We start from the raw sequence: 18,682 nt of genomic DNA, 5'->3' as shown, positions 1-18,682 counted from the left end.
CCCGCTGAGCGCATCCAAGTCGTTTCGAGCACTTTGGGACTCCGAACACCCGAAGGCGCCCCTGAGCGCGCGCAGAGAGTCTCTGTGGTAGCACCGCGCCGAGGTGTAGGGGGCGGAGTCGGTTTGCTCTCTCTAGCCGTCGGCTTCTTCGATGTCGTCAACGGCGCACCGGATGGCGGCGCGCAAGACGTTGATGAAGGTGTTGGTTCGGTTGGTAACGCGCCCTGAGCCTCTACAGAGAGTCTCAGCGAAGCCTGTCGAACTAGCCATTCCGCACTCGGGCTAGTGAACCATGTGCCAAGCAATCGTCACAACCGGCGCCCAGAACACGATCGAAATGACCAGAGCGCATGCGTAGCCCAACGCGCGCAGTCTGGATCTGGATGGGCTATGCTTCGGGTCTTCCATGTCAGTTCACCAAGGACTTGCGTGCTGGGTTCCACCGCACCTTGCCGAGTGCGAACTCGGCCTCGCTGCACGGCGAGCACTGGCGTGCCGACTTTTGGACCAAACGAGACGGATCGGCGATCTGGGTTGCGCCGAGCGTTTCGGCATATGCGCCCTTCTGCAACCTGGTCAGTGAGTTCAAGACCATCTCTCCGAGAAGAAGAGACTCGACGTAGCAACCGGCGGCGCGAATGATCTGGTGCTGCTGGAAGCCAATATGGAACCACTCGATTGATCGTGCGCCTTTCATCTCGCGGATGTTCGGGAACAGGGTGAGCGCCTTGGCGGGCACGAGTGTTTCCTCACCGTATGCATCCGGTATCTGATCGAACCCACCCACCAACACGCGGTGTTGCGCAGACAGGACAAGATCTTTCGTCGGGCATCCGGGCGCGAAGGCGTGGGCGGAGATGAGGATAGGCTTTCGCTCGGTGGGTGCATCTTCGAGGTCCACCCTTCGTGCGCTCTTGAAGAAGATGGGCTGCGCCCCGTGGTCGAGCGTGTAGACGAGATCCCCGATCTGAAGGTCTTCGATGGGACGCTCGCCCTGCGGCGTGGAGATGAGCGTTCCGCGCGCGAAGCAGGGAATTGTCCCCGGGTTCGGGCTCGCCTCGACCACATAGGTCCCACCCTGATCGTTGGTGACGATGGACTGCCCGCCCGAGGTCACGGGGCCGGCAATGCTTGTCTCGCCGACCGCCGGGCCGTCACTGGCGGTCATGACGCTGCCTTCGCCGGACACGAACTGGAGCACCGTGCCGCCGTTATCTATCAGGGCGACGCCCCAATTCTGTCCCATGTCGGGGATGCCGGCGCCCATGTCGACGACATATCCGTCGTTCCCCAGTGTCGTCACGACGGGGGAGCCTAGACCGAAAGAGCCGACGTATTTGCCGGTGCTATCGTAGATTCCGACCGTGTAGCCGGTCATGTCGGTGCCCGTAGGGGCAACAACTTCGATGAAGTCCGAAGCATTCTCGAACCGTATTTCCGACATGAAGATCGGCATGATGTGGTCTCTGGGCGTTCCGTTCAGCGAACTTGGGGGTGTGCGGGAAACGGGATGGACTGGTCAAAAGCACACTGGGCGAAGCGCGCAACTGATCCGGCGCCTGGACCCGATTAGTGAACGATTGACAACAAACCGGACCAAACTGGGGCATTGATCAGGAATCCTTGCGACAAAATCCGTCGCACGGACGCCGTGATCCATCGGATCTCGGTGCGGACTATGACCTTCGAACCGAACCGCAACGACGGGGGGAGCGCGTCTGGAAAAGACGGCCGACCTTTTCTGCTACCTGACCAGAAATGGGCTTCCACGGAGAGATGCAGCAACGCTCAGGACATGGCGGCCGGTGGCGCGGCGCGAAGAACAGCGACACGCCCACCCGGCAATCGCCCATGCCCTTTGATTTCAGCTGGAGTTGGCCCTGGAACGCGTCACGACCCTGAAACACTGCATATACAGCGCGCTGAAGTAGAACGCCGTCGAGGTCAGTTCCAGATATTCTTCCATCCATGACAGCGTCATGCGGCTCAGAGGGAGCTGGAAATAGTCGCCGTCACCCAAGTCGACCATCAAGTAGAAGAAGTGGGCGGCCACGCCGCACCAGAGCAGAACAAGGGCCGGCCTGTGCAGACGTTCGATCTTGGACAGCACATATACTCCGATCCCAGCACAGGCGATCAAAAGGATCTTCGGGTGATCGTCATCCCCGGTGATATCGATCGCCTTTTCATGCAGCATGAGCGCGCACAGAGAGACTCTGCGGCCCCATCACGCCGAGGGGCTGGTGCGAAGTCAGGTCACGCTCGCTATCCGTCGGCTTCTTCGATGTCAGCGACGGCGGACCGGATGGCGGGGCGCAAGACGTTGATGAAGGTGTTCGTGCGGTCGGCAAGCCATGCCAGCGCCTCGGCGCGTATCTTTTCGTCTGACAGGTCCCCGAAGTGGCGCTCGTCCATCGGCGGGCCGAAAGCTTTCGTTTCGCTACGCGCAGCGGTGCCGCCGAGGTCAGGAATGAGGTCGTCACCGACCTCGCGCATCAGTGCTTCCACCGCCTGCGATCCAATTGTGTCGCGCATGTAGGCTAAGTGCAGCCCCACGTTCCCCTTCGTGATGTTGCGGTAGACGTTGATCCACGCCGAGCCACTGGGCGCCGGAAGCACGAAAGCGATGAATCCTTGACGTGGTGCGCGTGGAAGCGGCTGATCAGGATCGTCGAGATCAAGAACGGCGAGAAACTCGCGCCAGAACTGTGCGCGGTCGTCGCCGAGGGCGCGTGTATCCGGATCGATCTGATCTTCGGCCCGCGTCTCATCTTCGAGCCTGAGGCCGTCAGGAAGTTCTATAACGTGCCGCACTTCAACCGGCGCTTTCGCCAGCACGCGCGGCAGGGCGAGCTGTCCGCCGCCAGGGACGTCGTAGATCGGCATCTCGACCAAGCCGAAGGAGAACTGAAGTGCACCTTGGTCATGGAGATGTTCGAAGATCGCCTCAACGCCACCTCGAATACCATCGCCAAGAATGAGCAGCAGGCACCTGCCCCGCTCCAGCGACGTGGTCAACGTATCGTGGAAGTCAGCCTCATCGACCTCGGGGTGTCGCATGCGAACAATGTCGATGATCGAGGGCACGCCGCGCCGGGCGGCTTCACGCTCGATATCAGCCGACGACCAGCGTGCGAGCTCTTTCGCATAATCGAGCACCTGGCCCACCACCTCACGGCGTGCTTGTGGGTTGCGCCATAGCTTGCACTCGACGATGACCGGGAGACCGGAAGGTGTGATGAGGAAGTTGTCGATCGGGCCGGCGGGTGTGTTCAGCTCCCTGCAGATCGAAATCGCACCCTCGAAGGCCGCGTCGATCTCGTTAATAGGAAGAGCATCGGGGTGCTCGTGGACTAGTTGTTGAAGCTGATCCTCATTGAATTCGCTGTTCGTCGAAAGAACGACCCCGGGCGCATTCTTGTTTGCGATAAATACGGGGTGTCCATGTTGTCGTGCCAAATCTTGCCTCGTTCAGAAAACCACGTGGTATCACTGGCTTTTCAGCTACTATGAAGCAAACAAAAACGACCGGAAATTAGAAACGAAAACATGGGAGCTTTGGAACTTGATGTCGTTGCGGCACCTGGCTGCATCCTCATTGCGAACTGCGTTATTTTCTAGGACTTCGCGTGCAATGTGTGCAGAAGGTTTCACGTTCGTGGCATGTAGCAAGCAGCTAGCCATGCTCACTCACTCGGCCGTTGGCCTCGCTCGCTGCGCTCAGCGCCTCCGTTGTCGGCGCTGAACCATTCCTTCGATCTATTAATAGCGGAGCTATCAAACATAGCTTCGCCATTACGACCAGAGCGAGGTCGATGGAAATGCCAAGAATCTAGATGCCCATGACCTACCTGAAGCGTCGCAATCAGGCTGTCTTCGAACCCTAGATGTTCATGACCTCCCTGGAGAGCACGAACTTTTCCAGATACGCCGTGTCGGCGCTCACCTTGGTAACATACTCGATTATTCCCTTTGATTCAATGCGCTGTGCGTCGAAGGATCCTTGGTAACATAAGTCCATCCAGTGCCGCCTGCCGTAGATGTGAAAATCTGCAAGGCGCGCAGCACGAGCGGCCGTCTCAGCGTAGTCATCAACCGCCACCAGGAGGTGCCAGTGCGGATTGGTGGTGAGCTTCTCCGGGAATGCGAACCAAACCAGGCGCTCGTCCGGTCTTTTTTGCCACCGCCGGCCGTTCAGAGAGTGGTTTACGCGCGCATCCCACTCTCTCAACTGTTGCTTCATCCACTGGTAGCTGAAGCTCTGGTGATTGGACGACAAAGTGACGAAGTGCGTGAAAGTGTAGCGTTCGAGCCATATGCGCAACTCGCGTTGGAGCAATTTCCTGTTCGCGACCGAAGTCATTCGTGTGATGTCGAGATGTCGGTTCATTAGCATCGTCTTTCAGATCTTCAGTCTCTCCCATTATAGCAACCTGCACGACGGGATGCGGTTCGCGGCGAATTTTTTTTCAGGCAGGAGCATCCAGGTTTCGGCCCGCAAGCCATGATGCACGTCAGTGCGCGACTTCTGCTCCTATGGACCTTCGCGTAACTGGTTCGACATCGACTTGGCCACACGTCCATGGGTCGTCAGGGTGATCGTAGGACGCGCTCGGATGCACCGTTAAAGGCCTTTGCGCCGATGCGCGCGGACGTCGATCGCCGTCACCGCCGAGGTCGATGTAAACCTCCGCCTGACCTGCTCTGATCGCAGATGCCTGTTTTGTTGGGGTTTTCGCATCGCAGGGTTTACATGGATTACCAAAAAACGTGGTTCTGGGGTGAAATCTGTCAACTTTATGTAAACTCCATGTAAACCCGAAATGAGAACAAATCGTGAATATGGCCCCTCGCGGCGTCCCGCGAGTTGACATTGGGCAACCCGGAACGGGCGCTATGTAAACCCGATGTAAACCCTCTATCCGGGTCTCTGCCTTGGCGCGCAGCCAAGGAGGAGAGTCATTTCGAAGATGCAAGGGACCCGGCGCGGCGTGTCGATCCAGCCATTCCTGGCCCGACCAACACGAGGCGCGATCGAAATGCTAGTGGCCGCTCTTGGTCACAAAGATGAGGTGGTCGCCGCCGTCCGCCGAAATGTCGACGAATGGCAACCTATCTCCTCTAGCTCGCGTCCTTGAACTCGGCATACTCACCTTTGACCAGCACGATCACAGTGACGGGCACGATGTCGCGGTTGCGCCAGAACCAACCGTGTTCACCGACGGAGTCGCCGAGGATGGTCGCCTGTGAGCGCACGGTGAGCATAGGTCTAATGTATCCAAGGGCGGACCGAACTTCGCGTAGCGGCTGGGTCTGTCAGGTCGCTCGCACGCTCGGGCGGCGGTGGCGCCAGGCGCAGAAGCTCCGCCCCTAAGCCTTTCCCCGTGCCACGCACGGTTGCGGTCTTTGCGTGATGACGACGCGCTCGGGCGACGGGGCGCATGACGGCCTTCTATGCTCAGACCTGCCCACCCAAGGCCTCTACGCGACCTTGCGGCGGATGGCCGACGGCACGGTCTATGTCGCGACGTGGCAAGGCTGTTTCGACGCGCGATCACACGGCGTGCTTTGTCAGGCGATCCACGCCGTTCTGTAGGTTCTCACACGGCTCACCCCCTTCACCGATGGCGAAACCTGACCTGCCCTGCAGGTCCAAGCCCGAGATTTCCCTTTTGTGATTTATGCAAAATGTTGCACCATTCACAGGCGAATAGGGAGATTCTCGCACTATAACGCAGTAAATCAAAGGATTTCTGCGGAATCTTAGGGAGGAACTATTGGAATGAAGCGAAATATTGCATCCGCAATCTGTCTCGGGCTTGGGCTCGCCGGTCCGGCGATGGCGCAATCCGCAACCGATTGCGCCGATCTCACCGGCCTGTCGTCGGACGGCGTCACCATCACCACGGCTGAATTCATCGACACCGGATCGTTCACGCCGCCGGGTCAGGAGCCGCTGACCGATCTGCCGCCCTTCTGCCGCGTGGCGCTGACGATCGACCCCGAAATATCGGTCGAGGTCTGGATGCCCTCAGAAGGCTGGACCGGGCGGTTTGTCGGTATCGGCGGCGGAGGCTACGCCGGGTTCATCGAATATCAGGAACTCGCGGGCGGTCTGCGAGAAGGATCGGCCGTGGCAAACACCGACACCGGCCACCCCGGCAACCCGATCCTCGGTGGCTTTGCCTTCGACGACACCGGCACCGTCGATATGGACAAGGTCGTCACGTTCGCATCGCGCGGGATCATCGAGATGACCCACAACGCCAAAAACGTCGTCGCAGCCTTTTATGGCGAGCCTGCCGCCTATTCGTATTGGAGCGGCTGCTCCACCGGCGGGCGGCAGGGGCTGATGCAGGTCCAGCGCACGCCCGACGCCTATGACGGCGTGATCGCCGGGGCGCCTGCGATCAACTGGGAACGCTTCATCGCCGCGGAAATCTGGCCGCAGATCGTCATGCATGAAATGCTCGGCGGCCCGATTGCCCAGAGCAAATGGGACGCGGTCAGCACCGCCGCACGGGCGGCCTGTGACGCGGGCGACGGGCTTGAAGATGGTGCGGTGGCAAATCCGGCCCGCTGTGATTTCGACCCTGCGGAGCTTCAATGCGGTGCCGAAGGCGGCGACGCCTGTCTGACCGCCGACGAAGTCACAGCGGTGCGCGCCATCTGGGACGGCCCCATGCGCGCCGACGGCACGCCGCTCTGGTTCGGGCTCGACCCGACAGTGCCAATCGGCGGTCTTGCCGGCGAACAGGCGTTTCCGATTGCCGTCGAACACGCACGCTGGGTCATGGACGATCCCGATTTCGACTGGCGCACGATCACGATGGCCGACTTCCCGGCCTATTTCGACGCGAGCAATGCCAAATTCAACGACGTGATCGGAACGGACGAAGCGGACCTGTCCGGCTTTCGCGACGCAGGCGGCAAGCTGATCATCTGGCACGGCTGGGAAGACCAACTGATCTTCGCACCCGGCAGCATCGACTACTATGACCGCGTGGTCGCCAACACCGGCGGGTTGGACCGGACGCAGGATTTTGCCCGGCTGTTCATGGCGCCGGGTGTCGAGCATTGTGCAGGCGGAACCGGGCCAAACGCCTTTGGCACCCGCAACGCGCGCCTGCCCGTGACGATGCCGCTCAAGATGGATGCGGAACATGACCTGTTCCACGCCATCACCCGCTGGGTCGAAGAGGGCGTCGCCCCGGACCACATCATCGCCACGCGTTATACGGACAACGACCTGGCGAACGGGGTCGAGCGGACGCGCCCGCTGTGTCCCTATCCGCTCGTCGCCATCCACGACGGCACCGGCGACATAGACGATGCGGCCAGCTTCACCTGCGGCGAAGACCCCGGCGCGAAATGACCGGGTGGCCGGGCGATTGTTTCGCCCGGCCACACGTCTGGCCTTTGGCACGAATGTGCGCCTTGGGACCCCGACGTCTGTGGTGAGGACGGTGTCTATTGCCGCTTTCTCTCACAGACCCGCCTGAGCAACTGCACCCTGCGCAAAGTGATGGCGACATCCCGACCGTTCGAAATGTCGCGCAAGAAACGAAGCCAATCGCGCTCGTTCGGCGTCAGTATCTCATTCCCACGATACTCCATGACATCACTTCCCGAAGATGGCGCGGATGAACAACACCGCCTAGAGGCACATATTGCGCTAACTCATATCTGCGTTGCCCAAGTTGACGACCGCTCTATGACTCGACAACACTGGGGTGACAGTGGTCTTCGTGGAGGTGCCTTTTGCCCATTGATCCTTGCTTCGCGGATCTTCTTGCCGATCCGCGCAACGCCGTGCGTCCGCCGCCTGTCGCGGTGCCGATGGACAAGGTCCGTCGCGCTGCGGATGGAGCCATGGCGCTGCCGGACGCGCCGGAGATGGCGCGCGTCGACGAGCGTTCCGTTCTGCTGCCGGACCGGGAGATCGTGGTTCGGCACTACCGGCCGACCGATGAGGAAATGCTGCCTCTCATCCTTTTCGCACATGGTGGCGGTTGGGTCTGGGGCAGTCTCGACACGCACGATCCGCTGTGTCGCGAGCTTGCCGACCGCACCCGTGCAGCAGTCATCAGTGTGGCCTATCGGCTCGCTCCCGAACACCACTATCCGGCTGCGCCAGACGACGTCTGGGCGGTCCTGGCTGACATCATGGCCCGGCCTGAAGCGTATGGCGTGGACCCAGGACGGGTTGCCCTGGCCGGGGACAGTGCCGGGGGGCAGATCGTCACAGAAACGGTGGCACGAGCGCTTGAAGCCGGCCATCGGCCGCGACATCTCGCGCTTTTCTATCCCGCGCTCGATCCGGCCTGCAACACTGCCAGCCACGACGAATTCGCAGAGGGGGCGATGCTGACCCACGAGGGTATGCGGTGGTTCTGGGACTGCTACCTTGGCGCCGACCGGAGCATTGAGCTGCGCGTGCTCGATGATGCGACTGTCGCTTCATTCCCCTCTGTCACACTACAGACCGCCGGATGCGATGTGCTTCGCGATGAGGGCCAGGGCTTCGCCGACCGGCTTCGATCGCTGGGTGTTGATATCGAGAGCAGGGATCACGCGGGGATGGTGCACGGTTTTCTGTCGCTCGGCGTGAAAACACCCGCGATCGAGGCAACCCTCGTGCTGGCCGCCGAACGCCTGCGTGATAGCTTGTCGGCGAGCTGAATGCAGAGCACCCGCGCAACGAGCGCACGGGTGCGGTTTTTTTTGAGTGGTGACGTCGCGCGTGATCAGTCGTTTGCCGCGGACAATTCCGCGCGGAACGAATCGAGGAGGGCCTGAGGATCTTCGACCCCCGCCGCTTTCGCACGTGCGATCCAGTCGGCCTCGACCGGCGCCATCGCGTCGGTGAAGTTGTTGAAGAACTCGTCCGAAACTTCGTGGTAGGTGAAGCCGCCGATCTCCTCGAGCTGGGCCTCGGCATTGTCCTCATCTTCCTGCCAGACGCGACCGATAATCTCCGCCAGTTCAGGCCCCGACACACTCGTAATGGCCTCCTGGTCTTCGGCTGAAAGCGAGTCCCACCGGTCCTGGTTCATCAGGAGCGCGATCACAGATTGCCCCATACCGCCGGGCATCATCGTAATCTCTTTGAAGATGTCCTGCGTTTTCCAGGAAATGATCGGCCCGAGCGAGAAGAACGTCCCGTCCACGACGCCGGTGGAAGCAAGTTCGTAGATTTCCGTTACCGGCTTTTGCACGGCGACAGCGCCAACGGCATCGATCACGGCGCTGGCGGTTGTCGACGGCGCCCGGAGCTTCAAGCCCTCGAAATCCTCCATTGAGGTGACAGCGTTGCCTTTCGTGGTCGTGACGCTGGTCGGTGCCGAGGCGAATACAGTCAGAACGTGAGTGCCCTTGAACGGCTCGTATTGTGCGAGCTGGTCGTCATAGACACGGTTGAAAACCGGGGCGACCGTAGCCTGGTCGGTCGGGACTAGAAGCGGCAATTCGCCCATTTCCATGATCGGGAACCGACCCGGCGTGTAGCCTGGCAGGATCAACACGATATCGGCCAAGCCGTCTACGGCGACGTCGAACTGGTCACGCACCGCACCGACAGTCGCCGGCAGGTATTCGACCGTAACGCGCCCGTCCGTCGCCTCCTCGACGTTTTCGATCCATTCGGCCAGCGCTGTGTTGAGCGAGTGGCTCGGCGGGAACCACGACGAGTAGGTCAGAGTGGTTTCCTGTGCAGTAGCCAAGGTTGTGCCCGCCAAGAGCATGGCGGTGGCCGTTGTCGTCAAAGCGAATGTCTTCATTTGGTCCTCCCTGAAGAGCCCGGGCCTTTCGCCCGAGCGAAAAGTTCGCGAATGCCTCAGAAGAAAAGCCGTGGCAGCGCCAGAGCTAGCGTCGGCACGAGTCCGATCAGAAGCAGCCGGCCCAGGTCCGCCAGGACGAAGGGCAGAATGCCGCGGATGATGGTTCCCAGAGGCACTTCGGGAACCACGGATTTCAGAATAAATAAGTTGATGCCGATCGGCGGCGTAATCAGCCCGAGCTCGACCAGCATGACCACCATGATGCCGAACCAGACCGGGTCGTAGCCGAGGCCGACAACGATTGGAAAGAACATCGGAAGCGTCAGCAGCATCATCGCGAGGCTGTCGAGAAGACACCCTAGCAGGATGTAGATCAGACAGATCACCAACATAACCATCGCGGGGCTGAATCCGCTATCCTGAACGAAGGACAGAACACCGCGATGTGCGCCGGAATAGTTGACGAATTCAGCGAAGATCTTCGCGCCGATGATAAGGGCGAACAGGACCGCTGTGGTTTCGGCAGATTCGACGAGAATGCGGATGAATTCGCGCCACGGCATCCGGCGTATGATTGCAAAGACGAGTGCGCCCGACGCCCCTATACCGGCGGCTTCCGTCGCCGTGAACAGACCTGCGTAGATGCCACCCAACACGACGGCGAACAGGACCGCCACGGACCACGTCTTGCGCAGTGTCGCGCGGCGCTCCGCGCGGCTGGCGCGCTCGATGTCAGGGGCCGCGTCCGGGCGACGGTAGAGTGTATAGCGCACTGCAAGGCTGTAGCCGACGATGCCCACAAGACCGGGAATGACGCCAGCGGCAAAGAGCTCGCCGATGCTGGTTTCGGTGGTGATACCGTAGACCACCATGATGATCGACGGAGGGATGAGGATGCCCAAGGTGCCGCCAGCTGCAACAGTCGCAGTCGCAAGACGGTCCGAATAGCCGAATTCGCGCATTGACGGTATCGCAACCTTGCCCATCGTCACGGCGGTCGCAACGGACGAACCGCAGACGGCGGCGAACCCGCCGCAGGACAGGATGGTCGCGATGCCGAGTCCACCCCTTAGGTGTCCAACATAGGCCTGTGCGGTGCGGTAGAGTTCTTTTGCGATACCTGCGCCGGCGATCAGGTTGCCCATGAGTATGAACAGCGGAATGACGGCAAGGTTGTAGCTCAATGTCGAACTGACGGCAGACATCCCGATCATCGACAGGGCAGGCTTAACACCCACGAGTATTGCGTAACCGACCGCGCCCGATAGGGCCAACGACAGGGCAATCGGCACACGCAGGAATATCAACGCGAACGCCGCTAGAAATCCGATGACCGCGCTCAGCATTATTCGATCCCTTTTGTCGCCTTGCCCGTAAACTCGGGCAGGCGTTGCGGCATGACGAAAATTAGGACGACGCGCATCGAATACATGATCGCTGTGACGCCTGAGAGAATGCACATGCCGTAGTAGACTGGGCCCAAGGGCAACCGCAGGTAGGGCGTGACGTCGCCATATCCAGAGATCCGGTCACCGAGCAGCCAAAGCCGCCATGCGAGGACACCAAAGACGGCGACACCGATCAATGCAGCGAGGAGCCGTTGCAGCCACTTGGCGTGCGGCCCCATGATACCGTCTAGCAGGTCGACGGAAATGTGAGTGTCGCGCCACGCCACGCGTGGGTAGAGCAGAAAGGTGATTGCGACGAGCGCCAGTTCCGTGAGCTCCGTCGCGCCTGGAACGGGCGCGTTCAGGAGATTGCGTCCGACGACATCCGCGAGCGTGAGAAGCGCGGTCGCGAGCAGCAGAACCCCCGGCACAAGTCCGGCCAAGGTCCCCGCGTGTCGTGCGATCTTCGGCATCTCCATTGGCTTTCCTATTTGTCGGCGTCCGCCGCGCCGAGCATCAGCATCGTCGAGCGTGTGATGTTTGAGGCGATTTCATGGGGCTGAAGGCGGCCGCCTTCGCGATACCAGAAGGCCATCCAGGTCACTGAGCCGCCGAGAGTGAGGGCGCTGAGAAGCGGGTCGTCGCTCTTGAAGACCCCTTCGTCGCGGCCCCTTTCAATGAAATCGGCGATCATGGAGAAGAATTGGCGGCGCTTTTCGTTCGCGCGGATCGCCTCGTCGGCGGGCAGGCTCTTCTCCTCGCGCGTGTAGACGGCGATGTATTTCTGGTATTTGAGCACCGAAGAAACGTAGCGCTCCACCACCAGCGCAAGCGTGGTGCGGGTATCGAGGCGTAGGTTCAGTGCGCCCTCGACAGCCTCATGCACGTGGGCAACGCCGCGGATGCAGATCTCGACCAGCAGTTCGGGCTTCGATGAGAAGTTAGAGTATATGAAGGCCTTGGAGAAACCCATCTGCTCGGCAACCGCATCGAGGGTCGTGTTGGCGTATCCGTGCTCGTAGAACAAGTCGGCGGCCGTATCGACGATGCGATCACGTTTTAACTGGGCGACTTCATCGCGGAATTTCAAAGGTCTTTCTTGGGGCACGGCAACGGGCTCCTTTGAGGAAATGGCCTCGCCGTTATGCCCGTTAGCCTTTGCCCGCGAAAGCGCGGCCCGGTTCGCGTTATCCACATGTTTCGAGGTCATAGCGACATGATGTCCCTTAGTTCGCGCATGTAGAGCAGACCGCTATTCACATCGGTCACGGTTACTTCGTGCCGCACGTAGCGGCGCCCACGCTTTTCGTATTTGTCCACGGCCTTGGCCGAGATGGTAACGGTCGCGCCGACCGGGATGGGTTCGTGCAATTCGGTCTCGTGCATGGTGTGGACCGAGCCGATGGCGAAGGGCTTTGTGTGGTCGAATTGCACGGACAGCACGAAGTGGCTGACCATCATCGGCGGCACGATCGCGCCGCCGAAGGGGCTGTCACCCTCGATGCGCCACGTGTTCATCTTCCAGCCCTCATACCAGGGCGTGTAATCTTCGACCGCATCGGCGTAGAGGATGACCAGCTCCGGCGTGATGGTGAGGTCGCGCGACAGCACGTCGCCCACTTCCACCATGTCCCAATAGGTCTGGCAGTCTTCCTTCAGGCTTTCGATGAATTCCCGGGTCTGACGAACCTGGACCTCGGTCATCGGACGAAGGCTGTCGGTGGCGATGGACTTGTTCATTTCACTCTCCTCACGCGCCCACTGTGGCTTCGACGGATCCGATGGACTTGAGCTCGCCAGCGTCGTTCTTGGCCCAGACCTCGAGCGTGAACCGATAGCCATCGCCATCTGGCTCCTTCGCGGTCACGCGCCCGCCCGTCTCGATGATCTCGTTGGCGAGGATCGAGGCCACGTATTTGCAGTTGAACCGGGCGCCCTTGAACATCGCGGCGCCCAGGTAGTTGACGCACATCTCGGCGATGTAGGCCGAGCTCATCTCGCCGGTCTGGATCGGCGCATCGAGACCGGTTTCGTCGGCATAGACCGGGTCCCAGTGGTTCGGGTTGAACCGCCCCCAGAGGCGCGACCCCATCAGCTGGATCGCCGCTTTCTTCTTCACACCGATCAGCTCGAAGCCGACGGCCGTATCCGGCGTGATGCGGTAGGCCTCTTCGGCCGTCATCTTGTCGTTCATCTGGTTGTCCATTCGTTTCAGCATTTCGGCCCCCCGGTGACGTAGAGGATCTGGCCCGACACGAAATCCGAGCGCGGGTCGGTGAAAAAGGAGATCGCGTGGGCGATGTCGTCCGGCGTTCCGAGGCGACCGACGGGGATACTCTTCAGAGCGTCCTCCGTCATGGCGTCCACGCCTTCGCCGGTGCGGCCTGACATTTCGTCGATCATGGTAGTCAGGGTCAGGCCGGGTGCGACCGCGTTCACGGTAATCCCGAATCGGCCCAACTCGATCGCCAGCGACTTGGTCAGGCCGTGCAGCCCGGACTTGGCAGCGCTGTAGGCCGAGAGTCCGGTTGCGCCGAGTGCCCCAGTGCTGGTGATGTTCACGATACGGCCGTGACGTTCGGCGCGCATGCCCATCTGCACCGCCTGGGCCATGTTGAACGCGCCCGCGAGGTTTACATCGAGGACCGAGTTCCACGTCTCGGACGAAGTCTTTCGCAGCGTTCCCTCGCGCAGCAGGCCGGCGTTGTTCACCAGCACGGTGGGTGTCCCAAGCCGGTCGGTGACCTCGGCAACAGCGCGCGCTGCCGCTTCAGGGTTCGACACGTCGGCCGCGACGGCGACCGCCTTGCGACCGCGGGCCTCGACATCTGCGACAGTCTGTTCACAGGCCTCGACCGTCAGGTCGAGGACCGCGATGTCGTTGCCGTCATCGGCCAGTCGAAGGGCAGTCGTCGCGCCGATCCCGCGGGCCGCGCCTGTGACGAGGGCGACCCGGCTCATGCGTCGATCTCCAGTTCGCGGATTGCGCGGTCGGATAGCAGGAATTTGCGAGCCCGCCCCGAGGGCGTCACCGGGAGGTCCGTCTGGTCAATGAACAGAACATGCTTGGGCACCTTGAACCGGGCGAGCGAATTCTTGCAGCGTTCGACCAATTCGTCCTCGGTGACCGCGGCGCCGTTTCGCGCGACGATGTAGGCCACGCCGACCTCACCCATGCGTGCATCGGGCACCGGGACGACATGGGCCTGCATCACATCCGGATGCGCCGTCAGCACGTCCTCGATCTCGGTCGGCATCACCTGTTCGCCGCCGCACCGGTAACTCTCCTTGAGCCGGCCATCGAGCACGAGATAATCGTCTTCGACAAGGTGCCCGAGGTCTCCGGTATGGATCCAGCCATCCGCGGTATAGAGTTCTTCGGTCTCTTTGGGCTTGTTGTAGTAGCCTTGGGTCACGCACAAGCCGCGAGCCTGGAGTTCGCCGGTCTCGCCGTCGGGTAGAACAGTGCTCGTTTGCGGGTCGACAACGCGGTAGAGGACCAACTTGCCGCGCAGGTCCTCGCTTCCCGCCGGTCCTGCGTCGCGCATGCGTCCGTTCGTCTCCCGCAACTTATCGTCAGGGTCGCCGACACGTGTCAGCGCCATCGTTGCCGTGACTTCGCTCATCCCGTAGCCAGTGGTCAGCTCGACATCGCCGAAACGGGCGCGGATCTCGTCCCAGATCCCCTTCGGCGAACGCTGCCCGGAGCTGATGACCGCCACCAGGTCGGGCATCTCGGTTGGGCTGGCTTTCAGATGCTCGAGGATCGCGAGCGTCATCGTCGGGACCAGTAGCACGTCGTGTGCCTTGTGCTCGACGATGGCGCGAACGGTCTCGGCCGGGTCGAACGCGGTCTGCGGAATGATCGCGCCGCCGACCCAGGGGGCGGTGAGCATGCCTTCGACGTAGCCGTAGACGTGATACATCGGCAGCGAGAAGGTCACGCGCCAGCCATCATCAAAGCCACGCGTCAGCGCACTGGTGAACGAGGCCCGCGCCAGCATGTCGTGCGTCATCATCACGCCCTTGGGCTGCCCGGTCGTCCCGGACGTGTAGATGATGTCGGAGACGAGTTCGGCGTCGGAGTTTACGGAGGCCGGCGCGTCGCCGTCGACATCGGCGAGTGTCCGGACACCGTCGCGGACCGCGCCGGCGTCGGGGCGCACGACGACATGCGACAACCGGGGCAGCGCGTCGCCACCACCGGCGCTTTCCCAGCCGGGCGCAATGTCGTCGAGCATGCTGATGTAATCGAGGTCGCGAAACCGATCCATTGTGATCAGCACCTTCGCGTCCGACTGCGCGAGCACGTAGGAAAGCTCATCGCGCCGGTTGAGGAAGTTCACCGGCACGCAGACCGCGCCCAAGCGCGAGATGGCATACTTGATCCAGACGAAATCGGGATGGTTCGCCATGAGCAGCGCGACGTGATCGCCCTGCGCCACGCCGAGCGCGGCCAGTCCTCCGGCCGCCTGCTTGGAGCGCTCCGCGACATCCGCGTAAGTGTAAGTGACCGCATCGGTGATGATGAACGGTCGGTCGGGTGCCTCGGCCGCCGTCTCGTCGAGGATCTCGTGCAGCATCCGCGGCCGCCACACGGGGTGGCGCTTCAGAATATCTGCGTGACGGTCCCTGAACGTGCGGGCCATGGAGTCCTCCCAGTATCTTCGCGGCGAGCGATCCGTCGCACCCCTCCCGAAGCGTGGAATCGGGCGCTTGCCGCAAAACAGATACTGGCACGTATATTTTCATCTATCAAGTATCGATACCCCCGGCGCGCCATTCTTGCCGGTCGCGTGAAGGTCTTGTTGAACGCAACATCTATAATTAGGAAACCTTTTCAGTAACTTATGGGGTAACACGGGAGAACTTCGTAACAGGCTGTCGCTCGACGGGGGCAGAAAGGGCCAGCTCAGTTCTCAGATGATATACGGATGAGTATGCTTAGAAACTTGACAGTTAGTCCGCCCATGTGCCAGCGTTCGGCAGCATTGTGGCCAGGGCACGCCCCGCGCCGCACCAAGTGGAGGAGTGCGCATGGCAAGCCAGCCAGAATTCGACGCGATCGTCATCGGAGCCGGGATCAGCGGTCTCTACATGCTCTATCGCCTGCGCGAGATGGGCATGACCGTTCGCGGGGTCGAGGCTTCGGACCAGGTCGGAGGGGTCTGGAACTGGAATCGCTACCCTGGGGCCCGGGTGGATTCCGAATCCGAGACCTACGCCTATTTCTTCTCGCGCGAGCTGCTTGAGAATTTCGACTGGTCGGAACGCTTCGCCGCCCAGCCGGAAGTGCTAAGCTACATCAACAAGGCCGCGGACGTGATGGACGTGCGTAAGGGCTACACGTTCAACGCACGCGTCACGGCCGCCACCTGGGACGACGATGCCGCAACCTGGACGGTCTCGTTCGAAGACGACCGGCCTGACATGACCTGCCGCTTCCTCGTCTCCGCGCTCGGCCCCCTTTCAGCGCCGCAATACCCCAACATCCCCGGACGCGACACGTTCGAGGGCCTCACGCTTCACACAGGGCTCTGGCCGCGCGACCCCGGAGGGTTCGGACCCGCCCCGCTCGACTTCGAGGGCAAGCGCGTCGGCGTCATTGGCACCGGGTCGTCCGGCGTGCAGGTGATCCAGGAAATGTCGAAGGTGGCGGGCGATCTGACGGTGTTCCAGCGGTCGCCCAACTGGTGCACGCCGCTGGGCAACGGGCCGATCACGACCGACGAGATGCAGGAAATCAAGGCAAACTACGACGACATGATCGGCTTCCTCGATACGACACTCGCTGGGTTCAGCCATATCTTCCGCGACCAGAACACGTTGGAGGCAACGCCAGAAGAAAGGCGTGCGCTCTGGGAGGAGCTCTACAAGGGCCCCGGCTTCTCACTATGGTTGGGTAATTACAAGGACGTGCTCTTCGACAAAGAAGCAAACGATCTCGTCTCAGAATTTGTCGCCGACAAGATCCGCGAACGCGTGTCCGATCCCAAAACCGCCGACAAGCTTATCCCCAAGGATCACGGCTATGGAACCAAACGGGTGCCGCTCGAGACCAAGTATTTCGAATGTTACAATCAGGACAATGTTCACCTCATCGACGTGAAGGCCGACCCGATCACGCGCATTTCAGAAACCGGGATCGAAACCGAGTCCGGGAAATTCGACCTAGATGTCATTATCTTCGCGACGGGCTTCGACGCCATCGTGGGCTCCTGGAACCGGATCGACATCCGGGGGCGCGACGGCGTTTCGTTGAAGGACCGCTTCGATGAGGGCATGTCGACCTATCTCGGGATGCAAGTCGCCGATTTCCCGAACTTCTTCATGCTGGTCGGCCCGCAGAACGGGGCCACCTTCTGCAACATTCCGCGGTGCTCGGCCCTGATGATCGATTGGCTGGACGGGCTCATGCGCACGGCGCTCGAGCAAGGCACGCGGGTGATCGAGCCGACCTCGGAGGCACAGGCCGATTACACACGCCTTTGCCAGAAACTCCTGTCGAGGACCCTGATCGGCTCCACCAACTCGTGGTTTACCGGCATCAACACGAACCTCGGCCGCGAAGGCCGCGACGCACTTGTGTGGATCGGCGGCAACCCAATGTATCGAGACCTTTGCACGCGCATCCGCGAAAACGGCTATGAAGGCTTCCTGTTCGACGGGGCGCCATTGGCGCAAAGGCCCAGAAAGGCTTTCGCATGAGCGACTTCTTCGAGCGTTACGACCATATAGAGTTCGAACGGCAAGGCCGCATCCTCACCGTTCGGCTGAACCGGCCCGAAGCGATGAACGCTGCCAACGCCGCGCTTCATACGGAGCTCTCGCGGCTCTTTGCTGACCTGGACGACGATCCCGACAGCGACGTGATCGTGCTCACCGGAAATGGGCGCGCATTTAGCGCCGGCGGGGACCTAGACTGGATGCAGGACGCCATCGACGAACCAGAACGTTTCCATGTGACGATCCGCGAAGCCAAACGCATTCTCGTCGGGCAGCTTTCCATGGAGAAGCCGATCATCGCGCGGGTGAACGGTCACGCGATGGGGCTTGGCGCGTCTATTGTGGTGTCCTGCGACGTCGCGATTGCCGCCGAGACCGCAAAAATCGGTGATCCGCATGTCGCTGTTGGTCTCGTTGCCGCAGACGGCGGCGCACTGCTCTGGCCGCAAATGGTCGGCTATCTGCGTGCACGCGAATACCTTCTGACGGGGGACGCGATCCCGGCTACCAAGGCAGCCGAAATCGGTCTGCTTACAGACGCGGTGCCCGCCGAGGACCTAGACACGCGAGTCTATAACCTGGCCGAACGACTCGCGGCTGGAAAAACGAGGGCGATCCGTTGGACCAAGATCGCGATCAACCGTCCCCTGGTCGCTCTGGCCTCACATCACGCCGATGCAGCATTTGCCGACGAGATCAGATCGAACGAGACAAAGGAACACGCCGATGCCGTCCGCGCCTTCGCAGACAACAAACGTGGGTAGGTATATTTCGCTCGACTGTGAGCGA

General features: G+C 61.2%; 18 protein-coding genes. 5 read left to right on the top strand and 13 right to left on the bottom strand.

Annotation, left to right across the window (positions count from 1 at the left end):
* Positions 1-409: 409 nt before the first annotated feature.
* From FCT00_RS06950 to FCT00_RS21745, 5 genes are all read right to left on the bottom strand, one after another.
* Positions 410-1,456 carry a Hint domain-containing protein gene (locus tag FCT00_RS06950; protein ID WP_138422371.1) on the bottom strand — a complete coding sequence of 349 codons (1,047 nt, stop codon included), beginning with the start codon at positions 1,454-1,456 and terminating at the stop codon, positions 410-412.
* A gap of 408 nt (positions 1,457-1,864) precedes the next feature.
* Complete coding sequence (locus FCT00_RS06945; protein WP_138422370.1) at positions 1,865-2,197, bottom strand: hypothetical protein; 333 nt, start codon at positions 2,195-2,197, stop codon at positions 1,865-1,867.
* Positions 2,198-2,265: 68 nt separating this feature from the next.
* Positions 2,266-3,459, bottom strand: coding sequence for a PDDEXK family nuclease (locus tag FCT00_RS06940; protein ID WP_138422369.1), 1,194 nt, complete (start codon positions 3,457-3,459; stop codon positions 2,266-2,268).
* 424 nt (positions 3,460-3,883) lie between these two features.
* Positions 3,884-4,390 (bottom strand): hypothetical protein, encoded by a 507-nt coding sequence (locus FCT00_RS06935; protein WP_138422368.1) that lies wholly within the window; start codon positions 4,388-4,390, stop codon positions 3,884-3,886.
* A 731-nt stretch (positions 4,391-5,121) separates the two neighbouring features.
* The gene (locus FCT00_RS21745) at positions 5,122-5,256 is read right to left on the bottom strand and encodes a hypothetical protein (protein ID WP_268920905.1); all 135 of its coding nucleotides are present in this window, start codon (positions 5,254-5,256) and stop codon (positions 5,122-5,124) included.
* 157 nt (positions 5,257-5,413) lie between these two features.
* Here FCT00_RS21745 and FCT00_RS06925 point away from each other — a divergent pair, with 157 nt between their 5' ends.
* The 3 genes from FCT00_RS06925 (at position 5,414) to FCT00_RS06915 (ending at position 8,682) form a co-directional block, all read left to right on the top strand.
* On the top strand, positions 5,414-5,596 hold the full coding sequence (locus FCT00_RS06925; protein WP_138422367.1) for a hypothetical protein: 183 nt from the start codon (positions 5,414-5,416) through the stop codon (positions 5,594-5,596).
* A gap of 186 nt (positions 5,597-5,782) precedes the next feature.
* On the top strand, positions 5,783-7,375 hold the full coding sequence (locus tag FCT00_RS06920; protein ID WP_138422366.1) for a tannase/feruloyl esterase family alpha/beta hydrolase: 1,593 nt from the start codon (positions 5,783-5,785) through the stop codon (positions 7,373-7,375).
* Between the two features lie 386 nt (positions 7,376-7,761).
* Entirely contained in the window at positions 7,762-8,682 is a 921-nt protein-coding gene (locus tag FCT00_RS06915) for an alpha/beta hydrolase (protein ID WP_138422365.1), read from the top strand.
* A gap of 65 nt (positions 8,683-8,747) precedes the next feature.
* On the opposite strand, the gene FCT00_RS06910 is transcribed toward FCT00_RS06915, so the two are convergent.
* From FCT00_RS06910 to FCT00_RS06875, 8 genes are read right to left on the bottom strand one after another with little or no spacing between them, the layout of a single operon-like run.
* Positions 8,748-9,779, bottom strand: coding sequence for a TRAP transporter substrate-binding protein (locus tag FCT00_RS06910; RefSeq protein ID WP_138422364.1), 1,032 nt, complete (start codon positions 9,777-9,779; stop codon positions 8,748-8,750).
* 56 nt (positions 9,780-9,835) lie between these two features.
* The gene (locus FCT00_RS06905; RefSeq protein ID WP_138422363.1) at positions 9,836-11,125 is read right to left on the bottom strand and encodes a TRAP transporter large permease; all 1,290 of its coding nucleotides are present in this window, start codon (positions 11,123-11,125) and stop codon (positions 9,836-9,838) included.
* A complete protein-coding gene (locus FCT00_RS06900; RefSeq protein WP_138422362.1) occupies positions 11,125-11,646 on the bottom strand; it encodes a TRAP transporter small permease in 522 nt (173 codons plus the stop codon). Before FCT00_RS06900 ends, FCT00_RS06905 begins: the two co-directional genes overlap by 1 nt.
* A gap of 8 nt (positions 11,647-11,654) precedes the next feature.
* The gene (locus FCT00_RS06895; protein ID WP_138422361.1) at positions 11,655-12,377 is read right to left on the bottom strand and encodes a TetR/AcrR family transcriptional regulator; all 723 of its coding nucleotides are present in this window, start codon (positions 12,375-12,377) and stop codon (positions 11,655-11,657) included.
* Positions 12,374-12,907 (bottom strand): MaoC family dehydratase, encoded by a 534-nt coding sequence (locus FCT00_RS06890; protein WP_138422360.1) that lies wholly within the window; start codon positions 12,905-12,907, stop codon positions 12,374-12,376. The genes FCT00_RS06895 and FCT00_RS06890 overlap by 4 nt, the downstream gene beginning before the upstream one ends.
* Before the next feature lie 10 nt (positions 12,908-12,917).
* On the bottom strand, positions 12,918-13,385 hold the full coding sequence (locus FCT00_RS06885; protein WP_212747995.1) for a hotdog family protein: 468 nt from the start codon (positions 13,383-13,385) through the stop codon (positions 12,918-12,920).
* Positions 13,379-14,128: an SDR family NAD(P)-dependent oxidoreductase gene (locus tag FCT00_RS06880; RefSeq protein WP_138422359.1), complete on the bottom strand. Its 750-nt coding sequence runs from the start codon at positions 14,126-14,128 to the stop codon at positions 13,379-13,381. Before FCT00_RS06880 ends, FCT00_RS06885 begins: the two co-directional genes overlap by 7 nt.
* A complete protein-coding gene (locus tag FCT00_RS06875; protein WP_138422358.1) occupies positions 14,125-15,816 on the bottom strand; it encodes a class I adenylate-forming enzyme family protein in 1,692 nt (563 codons plus the stop codon). Before FCT00_RS06875 ends, FCT00_RS06880 begins: the two co-directional genes overlap by 4 nt.
* Before the next feature lie 388 nt (positions 15,817-16,204).
* Between FCT00_RS06875 and FCT00_RS06870 the strand changes: the two genes are divergently transcribed.
* Both FCT00_RS06870 and FCT00_RS06865 read left to right on the top strand, forming a co-directional pair.
* Positions 16,205-17,875, top strand: coding sequence for a flavin-containing monooxygenase (locus tag FCT00_RS06870; RefSeq protein WP_138422357.1), 1,671 nt, complete (start codon positions 16,205-16,207; stop codon positions 17,873-17,875).
* The gene (locus FCT00_RS06865) at positions 17,872-18,657 is read left to right on the top strand and encodes an enoyl-CoA hydratase/isomerase family protein (RefSeq protein ID WP_138422356.1); all 786 of its coding nucleotides are present in this window, start codon (positions 17,872-17,874) and stop codon (positions 18,655-18,657) included. Before FCT00_RS06870 ends, FCT00_RS06865 begins: the two co-directional genes overlap by 4 nt.
* Positions 18,658-18,682 lie beyond the last annotated feature (25 nt).

The sequence above is a fragment of the Maritimibacter alexandrii genome, assembly GCF_005871115.1.
Classification (GTDB): domain Bacteria; phylum Pseudomonadota; class Alphaproteobacteria; order Rhodobacterales; family Rhodobacteraceae; genus Maritimibacter; species Maritimibacter alkaliphilus.
The sequence above is the reverse complement of the archived record's forward strand: the minus strand, read 5'-3'. Positions and strand labels throughout refer to the sequence as shown.

What these genes read in the sequence shown, in the direction of transcription:
- FCT00_RS06950 (WP_138422371.1), bottom strand. Translation starts at nt 1,456, where the DNA reads ATGCCGATCTTCATGTCGGAAATACGGTTCGAGAATGCTTCGGACTTC.
- FCT00_RS06945 (WP_138422370.1), bottom strand. Translation starts at nt 2,197, where the DNA reads ATGCTGCATGAAAAGGCGATCGATATCACCGGGGATGACGATCACCCG.
- FCT00_RS06935 (WP_138422368.1), bottom strand. Translation starts at nt 4,390, where the DNA reads ATGAACCGACATCTCGACATCACACGAATGACTTCGGTCGCGAACAGG.
- FCT00_RS06925 (WP_138422367.1), top strand. Translation starts at nt 5,414, where the DNA reads ATGACGACGCGCTCGGGCGACGGGGCGCATGACGGCCTTCTATGCTCA.
- FCT00_RS06920 (WP_138422366.1), top strand. Translation starts at nt 5,783, where the DNA reads ATGAAGCGAAATATTGCATCCGCAATCTGTCTCGGGCTTGGGCTCGCC.
- FCT00_RS06910 (WP_138422364.1), bottom strand. Translation starts at nt 9,779, where the DNA reads ATGAAGACATTCGCTTTGACGACAACGGCCACCGCCATGCTCTTGGCG.
- FCT00_RS06905 (WP_138422363.1), bottom strand. Translation starts at nt 11,125, where the DNA reads ATGCTGAGCGCGGTCATCGGATTTCTAGCGGCGTTCGCGTTGATATTC.
- FCT00_RS06900 (WP_138422362.1), bottom strand. Translation starts at nt 11,646, where the DNA reads ATGGAGATGCCGAAGATCGCACGACACGCGGGGACCTTGGCCGGACTT.
- FCT00_RS06895 (WP_138422361.1), bottom strand. Translation starts at nt 12,377, where the DNA reads ATGACCTCGAAACATGTGGATAACGCGAACCGGGCCGCGCTTTCGCGG.
- FCT00_RS06890 (WP_138422360.1), bottom strand. Translation starts at nt 12,907, where the DNA reads ATGAACAAGTCCATCGCCACCGACAGCCTTCGTCCGATGACCGAGGTC.
- FCT00_RS06885 (WP_212747995.1), bottom strand. Translation starts at nt 13,385, where the DNA reads ATGCTGAAACGAATGGACAACCAGATGAACGACAAGATGACGGCCGAA.
- FCT00_RS06880 (WP_138422359.1), bottom strand. Translation starts at nt 14,128, where the DNA reads ATGAGCCGGGTCGCCCTCGTCACAGGCGCGGCCCGCGGGATCGGCGCG.
- FCT00_RS06875 (WP_138422358.1), bottom strand. Translation starts at nt 15,816, where the DNA reads ATGGCCCGCACGTTCAGGGACCGTCACGCAGATATTCTGAAGCGCCAC.
- FCT00_RS06870 (WP_138422357.1), top strand. Translation starts at nt 16,205, where the DNA reads ATGGCAAGCCAGCCAGAATTCGACGCGATCGTCATCGGAGCCGGGATC.
- FCT00_RS06865 (WP_138422356.1), top strand. Translation starts at nt 17,872, where the DNA reads ATGAGCGACTTCTTCGAGCGTTACGACCATATAGAGTTCGAACGGCAA.